The organism is Geobacillus sp. WSUCF1 (assembly GCF_000422025.1).
GTDB classification, from domain to species: domain Bacteria; phylum Bacillota; class Bacilli; order Bacillales; family Anoxybacillaceae; genus Geobacillus; species Geobacillus zalihae.
This window is the reverse complement of record NZ_ATCO01000141.1, coordinates 1-9,915: the sequence shown is the minus strand read 5'-3', so window position 1 is coordinate 9,915 and position 9,915 is coordinate 1. Positions and strand designations below refer to the sequence as shown.

General features: G+C 55.2%; 9 protein-coding genes and 1 pseudogene. All 10 read left to right on the top strand.

Annotation, left to right across the window (positions count from 1 at the left end; all coding sequences use genetic code 11):
* Positions 1–240: 240 nt before the first annotated feature.
* Positions 241–462 (top strand): hypothetical protein, encoded by a 222-nt coding sequence (locus I656_RS0116425; protein WP_015374317.1) that lies wholly within the window; start codon positions 241–243, stop codon positions 460–462.
* Between the two features lie 107 nt (positions 463–569).
* Positions 570–1,355, top strand: a complete 786-nt coding sequence (locus I656_RS03015) for an SDR family oxidoreductase (RefSeq protein ID WP_015374318.1) — start codon at positions 570–572, stop codon at positions 1,353–1,355.
* 59 nt (positions 1,356–1,414) lie between these two features.
* Positions 1,415–2,320 (top strand): annotated as a pseudogene (locus tag I656_RS03020) (NAD(P)-dependent oxidoreductase); the annotation flags it as partial.
* Between the two features lie 136 nt (positions 2,321–2,456).
* On the top strand, positions 2,457–3,668 hold the full coding sequence (locus I656_RS03025; RefSeq protein WP_015374320.1) for an acyl-CoA dehydrogenase: 1,212 nt from the start codon (positions 2,457–2,459) through the stop codon (positions 3,666–3,668).
* Positions 3,669–3,688: 20 nt separating this feature from the next.
* Positions 3,689–4,471, top strand: coding sequence for an SDR family oxidoreductase (locus tag I656_RS03030; protein ID WP_015374321.1), 783 nt, complete (start codon positions 3,689–3,691; stop codon positions 4,469–4,471).
* A gap of 21 nt (positions 4,472–4,492) precedes the next feature.
* The gene (locus I656_RS03035; RefSeq protein ID WP_020756250.1) at positions 4,493–6,112 is read left to right on the top strand and encodes a long-chain fatty acid--CoA ligase; all 1,620 of its coding nucleotides are present in this window, start codon (positions 4,493–4,495) and stop codon (positions 6,110–6,112) included.
* Between the two features lie 108 nt (positions 6,113–6,220).
* Entirely contained in the window at positions 6,221–6,790 is a 570-nt protein-coding gene (locus I656_RS03040) for a TetR/AcrR family transcriptional regulator (protein WP_015374323.1), read from the top strand.
* 98 nt (positions 6,791–6,888) lie between these two features.
* Entirely contained in the window at positions 6,889–7,947 is a 1,059-nt protein-coding gene (locus I656_RS03045; protein WP_033006386.1) for a phosphotransferase family protein, read from the top strand.
* 9 nt (positions 7,948–7,956) lie between these two features.
* The gene (locus I656_RS03050; RefSeq protein ID WP_015374324.1) at positions 7,957–8,739 is read left to right on the top strand and encodes a 2-phosphosulfolactate phosphatase; all 783 of its coding nucleotides are present in this window, start codon (positions 7,957–7,959) and stop codon (positions 8,737–8,739) included.
* Positions 8,736–9,710, top strand: a complete 975-nt coding sequence (locus I656_RS03055) for an NADPH:quinone oxidoreductase family protein (protein WP_015374325.1) — start codon at positions 8,736–8,738, stop codon at positions 9,708–9,710. The genes I656_RS03050 and I656_RS03055 overlap by 4 nt, the downstream gene beginning before the upstream one ends.
* Positions 9,711–9,915: the final 205 nt, after the last annotated feature.

Sequence of the window (9,915 nt, the reverse complement as noted above, 5' to 3'; positions counted from 1 at the left end):
GGTGTCCCAAAAGGATCGGGACACCCTCTTTCGTTTCTATATATACACCGACCGCTTCTTCCGCACTATATTTTGTGTCTATACTGAAGACAGACAGCCTTTTGGGTCAGCCCCTTTTTTGGAAAAGAACAAAAAGAAAAGTGCAGTCACCTGTTTTTGAAGGAAAGCGCGATTCGGAACCGAAAAGGCATGATTGCGCGATGCGGTGGTACACTACAAGCAAAAAGGAGGGAACCATTGATGCCGGAACGCGGACGAAACGACCATCCACATTCCTTTCACCGCGACGGCGCCCGCGAAAGCATCATCAACGATGCAACTGCCGACGGCGCCAAGGCAATCGGTGTACGGATTGACGCCGATCCGATGCGGGCGGCCAACCCCGACCCGTTTCACGTCGACTCCCTTGCTGTCGAGGAAGGAATGAAGCGGTTTCGCTCTCTCATGGAAGGAAAAAAGTGATTCGCCCAGCGGATCGCTTTTTTCGTGAACGAAAAAAGAAGGAAAACGGCGAACAAACGCGAATATTGTTTACTTGATATGACTATTTTTCGGGGGGGGGGATGGCAATGGAGTACGGATTAGCCGGAAAAACGGCGCTGGTCGCCGCCTCAAGCCAAGGGCTCGGCAAAGCGGTCGCCCGGGCGCTTGTGCTCGAAGGAGCGAACGTGATGATCACGAGCCGGAACGAAGAAAAGCTGCAGGAAGCAGCCGAGGAGTTGAATGGGCTGCATAAGGGACGCGTCGCCTACACGCGTGCAGATGTGACGAAGGCGGAAGACATCCGCCAGCTGGTCGCCAAAACGGTCGAAACGTTTGGGACGATCGATTTGCTCGTCAACAACGCCGGCGGCCCTCCGGCGGGAACGTTTGAAACGGTGAGCGACGAAGACTGGCAATATGCGTTTGAGCTCAATTTATTGAGCTACATTCGGCTGATTCGTGAAGCGCTGCCATATTTAAAGAAAAACGGCGGCAAAATTGTCAACATCGCTTCGTCATCGATCAAAGAACCGATTCCGGGCTTGATTTTGTCGAACACGTTTCGCACCGGGATTGTCGGGCTGACGAAAACGTTGGCGACGGAATTCGCGCGGGACAACATTTTGATCAACACCGTCGCTCCCGGGCGGATTGCGACAGAACGCGTCGCCTTTTTAGATAAGGTGAACGCCGAAAAGCTTGGCATTACAAAAGAGGAAATGGAAGCGCGCATGAAAAGCGCCATTCCGCTCGGCCGCTACGGGACGCCGGAAGAATTTGCGAACGTCGTCGTCTTTCTATTGTCCGAAGCGAACTCGTACGTCACCGGACAAGCGTTGATCGTCGACGGCGGCATGGTCAAAGCGATTTAACGATTTTCGAAAGAAGCCTCCGCTGCTAAGCGAAGCGCAGGTGGTGGGCAGATCGCTGGGCGCTTGCGGCCAAACGGACAAGAAGGGAGAGGACAGCGTTGAAAACGATCGGGTTTATCGGCCTTGGCGTCATGGGAAAAAGCATGGCGCGCCATTTGCTGAAGGCGGGCTATCCGCTTCTCGTCTATACACGCACAAAAGAAAAGGCGGAAGACTTGCTTCAGGAAGGGGCGGTTTGGAAGGAAACGGTCGCTGATTTGGCGCGGGAGGCGGATGTCGTCATCACGATGGTCGGCTATCCTCACGATGTCGAGCAAGTGTATTTCGGCGAAGGCGGCATTTTGGAGAATGCGCGGCCGGGAACGTATGTCATCGATATGACGACGTCAACGCCGACGCTTGCAAAGTCCATTTATGAAGCAGCCAAGCAAAAAGGGATTCACGCGTTGGACGCCCCGGTGTCCGGCGGTGACATCGGTGCGCGCGAAGGAACGTTGACGATTATGGTCGGCGGTGATGAGGACGTCTTTTTGGCGTGCAAGCCGATTCTCGAGCGGCTTGGCACGAACATCGTGCGGCAAGGAGGAGCTGGAGCCGGCCAGCATACGAAAATGTGCAACCAAATTGCCATCGCCACCAATATGATCGGCGTTTGCGAGGCCATGGCGTATGCGAAGCGGGCTGGTCTTGATCCATTCAAAGTGTTGGAAAGCATCGCCAAAGGGGCGGCGGGCAGCTGGTCGCTGAGCAACTTGGCGCCGCGCATGTTGTCAGGCGATTTTGCTCCGGGGTTTTACATCAAGCATTTCATTAAAGATATGAAAATTGCGCTTGAGGAAGCCGAGCGGATGAACTTGCCGCTGCCAGGGCTGGCGCTCGCCAAACAAATGTATGAGGAGCTGGCGCAAGCCGGTGAGGAAAACAGCGGCACGCAAGCATTGTACAAACGCTATATCAGACAGTGACATGGGGGCGGATTCGTCCTCTCTTTTTTTGAATGTGAGATATATTTATCAAAAAATATTGAATATTTCTTTTGGTCGAGGTATAGTAGAAATAAAGGGCACATACTAACCGGTTAGTATACAGGGAGGGGATGACATGGACTTTTCCTATTCGCCGAAAGTCCAAGAGTTGATCAAAAAATTAAGCGCTTTCATGGAAGAGTACATTTATCCGAACGAAAGGGTGTATGAGGAGCAGCTGAACGCCCAAGAGTCAAGATGGTCAGGGGTGCCGCCCATCATCGAAGAGCTGAAGGAAAAAGCGAAAAAAGAAGGGCTCTGGAACTTGTTTTTGCCGGACAGCGAATACGGAGCCGGCTTAACGAACGTCGAATACGCGCCGCTTTGCGAAATTATGGGCCGTTCGCTCATCGCTCCGGAAGTGTTCAACTGCAATGCGCCGGATACCGGCAACATGGAAGTACTCGTCCGCTATGGAACAGAAGAACAAAAGCGGAAATGGCTCATCCCGCTCTTGAACGGAGAAATCCGCTCCTGCTTTTCGATGACCGAACCGGACGTCGCGTCAAGCGATGCGACGAACATTCGCGCTTCCATCGTCCGCGACGGGGACGAATACGTCATCAACGGGCGGAAATGGTGGTCGTCCGGCGCCGGCGACCCGCGCTGCAAAGTTGCCATTGTGATGGGGAAAACGAATCCGGATGCCCCGAAGCATGAGCAGCAGTCGATGATCATCGTTCCGCTTGATACGCCGGGGGTGAAAATCGAACGGATGCTGCCGGTGTTCGGTTTTGACCATGCGCCGCACGGGCATGCGGAGATTACGTATGACAACGTGCGAGTGCCGAAAGAGAACATCATTTGGGGAGAAGGGAAAGGATTTGCCATCGCCCAAGGGCGGCTTGGACCGGGGCGAATCCATCATTGCATGCGCTTGATTGGAGCGGCGGAGCGGGCGCTTGAGCTTATGTGCCGGCGCGTGCAGTCGCGGGTCGCGTTCGGCAAGCGGCTTGCGGACCATGGCGTCATTCGCGATTGGATCGCTCAGTCGCGCATTGAGATCGAGCAGGCGCGCCTGTTGACAATGAAGGCAGCGTACATGATGGATACGGTCGGCAACAAAGCGGCGCGCAAAGAAATTGCGATGATTAAAGTGGTGGCGCCCAATGTCGCTTTGAAGGTCATCGACCGCGCCATCCAGGCGTTCGGCGCCGCTGGGGTGAGCAACGATTTTCCGCTTGCCGCCATGTGGGCGAACTCGCGCACGCTTCGGTTGGCCGACGGGCCGGATGAGGTGCATAAAGAGCAAGTAGCCAAGCTTGAGTTGCGTCCATATGAACAATAAAGGGAGAGGAAGTGGCGTTTATGCATGTGTTGGACTTGTTTAAAATCGAAGGAAAAACCGCCATCGTCACCGGCGGCGGGCGCGGGCTCGGCGAGCAAATCGCCGTCGGCCTCGCCGAAGCGGGGGCGAACGTTGTCGTCTGCTCGCGCAAAGTGGAGGCGTGCGAGCAAGTGAAAGAAAAGTTGGAACAGCTGGGCGTCCGTTCATTGGCGCTAAAGTGTGATGTGACGAACCCGGATGATGTCCAACATGTCGTCGAAACGACGGTGAAGGAGTTTGGCGGCATCGATATTTTGGTGAACAACAGCGGAGCGACGTGGGGAGCGCCGGTCGAAGAGATGCCGCTTGAAGCATGGCAAAAGGTGATGAACGTCAATGTAACCGGCACGTTTCTCATGAGCCAGGCGGCCGGCAAGGTGATGATTGAGAAGCAAACGGGCGGCGCCATCATCAACATCGCTTCCGTCGCCGGCCTTGGCGGCACGCACCCGGACATTTTAAATACGATCGGCTACAACACGAGCAAAGGGGCGGTCATTACGTTTACGAGGGACCTAGCAGCCAAATGGGGGAAGCACGGCATTCGCGTCAACGCGGTGGCTCCGGGCTTTTTCCCGACGAAAATGTCAAAAGTCGTTCTTGAACGCGTTGGGAAAAAAGTGCTCGAGCATACGCCGCTCGGCCGCTTTGGCGGCGAAGATGACTTGAAAGGGGCCGTCTTGTTTCTCGCTTCCCCGGCGTCCGCCTTTGTCACGGGCGCGCTCCTCGTCGTTGACGGCGGCAGCCATGCGACCGGCATTTAATTAAAAAAGGGGGAAACGCAAATGGGCGAAAAACGGGCGTTGTCTCTTTATCCGGAACACATTTCGTTCTATATGGATATTCCCGACAAAACGGTATGCGATGTACTGCATGAACGAGCGGCGGAATTCGGCTCCCAGCCGGCGCTGACATTTTACGACAAGACGATCACCTATGCCGAGCTTGAGGCGGCGGTCAACCGTTTCACCTCAAGCCTGCAGGCGCGCGGCGTGCAAAAAGGCGACCGCGTCGCAATCATGCTGCCGAACTGCCCGCAATATGTCATCGCTTACTATGGCATTTTGCAGGCGGGCGCGATCGTCACACAAGTGAACCCGATGCTTGTTGAGCGCGAACTTGCCTATTTGCTCAAAGACTCCGGCGCCGAGACGATCGTCATTTATGAACCGCTTTATCCGCGCCTTGCCGCCGTCAGAGGGGAGACAGCCGTCAAGCAGGCGGTCACCGTCAGCCTTGGGGCGCCGTCGTCCGTTGCGCTGGCTGAAGGAGATGTCACGTTTGACGAATTTCTTGCCGCAGGAAGCGGAGTGGTGCGCCCGGTGCCGATCGAGCCGATGCACGACGTTGCTGTATTGCAATATACGGGAGGGACGACGGGGCGCTCCAAAGGAGCGATGCTCACCCACCGCAACATTTTCGCCAACGTCTTGCAATGCGCCGAATTTTTCAAAGGGACATTTGAGTTCGGGAAAGAGCGATATTTAACCGTCATCCCGTTGTTCCACGTGTTCGCGATGACGTCGGGAATGAACTTGGCCATTTACCAAGGAGCGGAAAACATTTTGCTGCCGCGCTTTGAGCTGAAAGAAGTGTTGGAGACAATTCGCGACAAGCAACCAACCGTGTTTCCAGGCGTGCCGACGATGTATGTCGCGATTACCAATACGCCGGGTGTCGAGCAGTACGGCATCAGCAGCATCAAAACGTGCAACAGCGGCAGCGCACCGATGCCGCTTGAATTGATGCGCGACTTCGAGGCGAAAACGGGAGCGGTTGTCCTTGAAGGATACGGCTTGTCTGAAGCCTCGCCGGTGACGCATTGCAATCCGCCGTTTGCGGCTCGCAAGCCGGGCACGGTCGGCATCGGCATGCCGCTGACTGAGTACAAAGTCGTCGATGTGGCGACTGGCACGCAAGAGTTGCCGCCAGGAGAAGTCGGCGAGCTGATTATCCGTGGACCGCAAGTGATGAAAGGCTATTGGAACATGCCGGAAGAAACGGCCGTGGCGCTGCGTGACGGATGGCTGTACACTGGCGATTTGGCTTCGATTGACGAGGAAGGGTATGTGACGATTGTCGACCGGAAAAAAGATCTGATCATCGCCGGCGGCTATAACATTTATCCGCGTGAAATCGAAGAAGTGTTGTACGAACATCCAGCGGTGAAAGAGGCGGCGGCGGTTGGCGTGCCTGATCCGTATCGCGGTGAAACGGTGAAGGCGATCATTGTGTTAAAAGACGGACAACAGGCAAGCGAAGAAGACATTCTTGCCCATTGCCGAAAAAACTTAGCGGCGTACAAAGTGCCGCGCATTGTCGAGTTCCGTGCCGAACTGCCGAAGACGAACGTCGGGAAAATTTTGCGCCGCGCCTTGCGTGAAGAAGCATCCCGCTCGCAATAACGGCGCGGCTTTCGGCCAAGTCCGAAGCAGGCTTGGCTGTTTTATGGTACAATAGCTGGCAGCGACTACATTTTAGGCAAGAGGTGTAAAAACGTGAAGGAGAAAATTATGGCTGCCAGCATTGAGCTGTTTGAACAAAACGGCTTCAGCGAAACATCGATCCAAGACATCGTTGACGCCCTCGGGGTGACAAAAGGGACGTTTTATTACTATTTTACAAGCAAAGAAGAACTGTTGATGGATATTCACCTTCGCTACATTGAATGGCTGCTGGACGAAGAGGAGCGGATTATAAGCGATACACAGCGCTCGGTGCGGGAACGACTGTATGACATCGTCTTCATGCTCATCCATAATGTCGAACGGCAGGGACGGGAAGCGCGTATTTTTTTTCGTGAAATGAAGCATTTGAATGAAGAGCATTTACAGAAAGTAAAAGAAAAGCGCGATTTGTTCCGCTATCGGCTGCAGTCGTTGATTGAGGAAGGAATGAAAAGCGGTGAACTGCGCTGCGATTTGTCACCATCGATCGCCACGCTTACCGTTCTTGGGGCGGCCAATTGGAGCTACCAATGGTTTCGTCCGGACGGCGAGCTGACCGATGCCGAGGTGGCGAAGCAGATGGTGGAGATCCTGCTTGATGGCATGAGCGCGCCGTCTGTCTCGAAAGCCGAGTGAAAAGAGAGACAAACAAGTTTGATCCGAGGTGTGTCGATGGATGCTGTTCGTGCGGCGGCAATGGCGCGCTTGAATTGTTGACCAAGGGGGAGAGGGAGATGACAGCGATTATTCCAGTGCGCAAGGGGGAAGAACTGCCGGCAGGGAAGCTGGCCAAGTTTTTGCGAACGGTGCTGCCGGACATGCCGGATGGGGAGCTCGAGATCCAGCAATTTTCCGCCGGCCGGTCGAATTTGACGTATTTGCTCCGCTGTGGGGAGTGGGAGGCGGTGCTGCGCCGGCCGCCGTTTGGCCCGGTGCCGCCGAAAGCGCACGATATGAAGCGGGAGAGCACGTGGCTCTCTGAAATCCATCCGCTGTTCCCGTTGGCGCCGAAACCATTCTATTTTTGTGAAGACGAATCGGTGATCGGCAGTCCGTTTTTCGTCATGGAGCGGCGGCATGGCGTCGTGATTGACAGTGATTTTCCCGATGGCGTCATCCCGACAGAAGACGTTTGCCGTGGCATCTCTGAGACGATGGTCGAGACGCTTGTCCGTATCCATCAAATTGATTATACGAACACACGCCTCGTTCAGATGGTAAAGCCGGATGGGTTTATGGAACGGCAAGTGCACGGATGGATCCAGCGCTATGAGCGGGCCAAGACGGATGATATTCCGGAAGCCGAGGCGCTGATGAAGTGGCTCGCTTCCCACATCCCACCGCAGCGCGAAGCAACCGTAATCCATTACGATTTTAAGCTGAATAACGCTTTGTTTGCCAAAGACGACATCACCAAAATGGTTGGGCTGTTTGATTGGGAGATGTCGACGGTCGGGGATCCGCTTGCCGATTTGGCGGTGGCCATGAGTTATTGGATTGAGGAAGACGATCCTCCACTCATTAAAAGTGGGTTTGGCCGCGCGCCGGTCACCGTCCGTCCCGGTTTTTATACGCGCGAACAGTTTATTGAGGCATATGCCAAAAAAAGCGGCCGTGATGTGTCCGATATACACGTTTATTTAACGTTTGCCTACTTTAAATTAGCGGTCATTTGCCAGCAAATTTATTACCGCTATCGCCGCGGACAGACGAACGATGAGCGGTTTCGCCATTTTGGCCAGTTTGTCGAAGCGCTCATTGAGCATGCATGGCAGCTGGCGACAGGACGGTGAGGCGGCGTGATGACAAAAGTGCATGTCGTGCTGCGCAAAGAAGACATTGATGAGATGGCGCTTGCTGATCGAAAGGTGGCTGTCGTGTTCGATGTTTTGCTTGCCACCTCGTCGATTACAGCAGTTCTCGCTGCCGGCGCTCGTTCGGTGATCCCGGTGCGCGATGCCGAGGAGGCCAAGGAGATCGCGCTTCGCTTGCCAGAGGGCAGCTATGAGCTCGTCGGCGAATACGAAGGGCGGACGATCGCCGGTTTTCATCCGCCGGCGCCGCTATTTTTGCAAACGGTTTGTCCAGGGAAAACAGTCGTGCTATCGACGACCAATGGCACGGTGGCGATTCGCAGAGCTCAGCCAGCCCGTGCGGTGTACGCGGCGAGCTTACTGAACAGCCCGGCGGTCGGCGAGCATATTTGCCGTTTACATCAGGAAGAGACGATCATTGTGATTTGTTCCGGCTCGTCCGGCCGTTTTTGCCTAGAAGACTTTTATGGCGCCGGCTACTTTGTGCACTGCTTGATCGAGCAAGGGATCAACGCGGCGGAGCTGTCCGACAGCGCGACGGCCGCATGGCTCTTTTACCGGCAATATTCGGATGAAGGAAAGGCGAAAGAAGTGTTGTCTGCCTCGCGCGTCGGCCGTTGGATGACGGCGTACGGCTTGGAAAAAGAAATCGACTACATCAACCGGCATGGGTCGCTTTCTGCCGTTCCAAAACTTGAGCTGGGGCCGTTCGGCCCGGAACTGCGCGATATGGCGTCGACAAAAGTAACGAAAGAGGGGATATCGCCATGAAATTTGTCCAATTCGTTGAATACGGTGGACCGGATGTCTTGCGTGTTTGCGAAGGCGAACGTCCGAAACCCACGGGGCGGCAAGTCGTGATTGAAGCTGAAGCGATCGGCGTCAACTATGCGGATACAGCCCGACGGGAAGGCCGCTATGTTGTGCCGACGCCGCTTCCGTTCATACCTGGGACGGAAGTGGCGGGCGTTGTCCGTGAAGTTGGTCCGGAGGTGCAAACGGTCCTCCCGGGGCAACGCGTCGTCGCGTTGATCGAATCCGGCGGCTACGCTGAGTTTGTCGCCGTCGATGAACGGGCGGTCGTGCCGCTTCCGGATGGAATGGATGCCCGGCAGGCGGCGGCCTTGCCGGTGCAAGGGCTAAGCGCCTACCATATTCTCAAAACGATGGGCCGCTTGGAAGAAGGGGAGACGGTGCTCGTTCATGCCGCAGCCGGCGGCGTTGGGACGATTGCCGTCCAATTGGCGAAACGGTTCGGCGCCAAAATGGTCATCGCCACGGCAAGCACGGAGGAAAAACGAGCGCTCGCCAAACAGCTTGGCGCTGATGTCACCATTGATTATACAAAAGACAGCTGGGCGGCGGCCGTGATGGAGGCGACCGGTGGGCGCGGCGTCGATGTCGCTTTGGAAATGGCGGGCGGCGATGTCTTTCATCAGACGCTCGATTGCCTCGCTCCGTTCGGCCGCCTGGTCGTATATGGGGCGGCGAGCGGGGAAATGACGCGTCTCAATCCAGTCCGGCTGATGGCGAAAAACTGGTCGGTGATCGGCTTTTTCTTGCCGCAAATCATGAAAAAGCGGGCGTTGTACGAACAAAGTTTGCGGGAATTGCTCGCGTGGGTGCAGGAAGGAAGCCTAAAGCTGATGATCGGCGGCGTCTACCCGCTTGAGCAGGCTTCTGAAGTGCATCAGCTGCTGCAGGGGCGGAAAACGCATGGCAAGCTATTGCTTGTGCCATAAGTAAAGAAGAGGGGGCTGACTCAAAAGGCTGTCTGCCTTCAGGGCAGACACAAAATATAGTGCGTAAGAATCGGTCAGTGCGTATATATAGAGACGAAAGAGGGTGTCCCGATCCTTTTGGGACACCCTTTTCTTGCATATTCCCCTAAAGCCAATGGTGAACAAAAGTCGAAAGAAAAGCAGCCTGGCTCTTCACCAAAAGTTG

Bases quoted from the DNA above. Each gene is read 5' to 3' on its own strand.
- I656_RS0116425 (WP_015374317.1), top strand. From the start codon at position 241: ATGCCGGAACGCGGACGAAACGACCATCCACATTCCTTTCACCGCGAC.
- I656_RS03015 (WP_015374318.1), top strand. From the start codon at position 570: ATGGAGTACGGATTAGCCGGAAAAACGGCGCTGGTCGCCGCCTCAAGC.
- I656_RS03025 (WP_015374320.1), top strand. From the start codon at position 2,457: ATGGACTTTTCCTATTCGCCGAAAGTCCAAGAGTTGATCAAAAAATTA.
- I656_RS03030 (WP_015374321.1), top strand. From the start codon at position 3,689: ATGCATGTGTTGGACTTGTTTAAAATCGAAGGAAAAACCGCCATCGTC.
- I656_RS03035 (WP_020756250.1), top strand. From the start codon at position 4,493: ATGGGCGAAAAACGGGCGTTGTCTCTTTATCCGGAACACATTTCGTTC.
- I656_RS03040 (WP_015374323.1), top strand. From the start codon at position 6,221: ATGGCTGCCAGCATTGAGCTGTTTGAACAAAACGGCTTCAGCGAAACA.
- I656_RS03045 (WP_033006386.1), top strand. From the start codon at position 6,889: ATGACAGCGATTATTCCAGTGCGCAAGGGGGAAGAACTGCCGGCAGGG.
- I656_RS03050 (WP_015374324.1), top strand. From the start codon at position 7,957: ATGACAAAAGTGCATGTCGTGCTGCGCAAAGAAGACATTGATGAGATG.
- I656_RS03055 (WP_015374325.1), top strand. From the start codon at position 8,736: ATGAAATTTGTCCAATTCGTTGAATACGGTGGACCGGATGTCTTGCGT.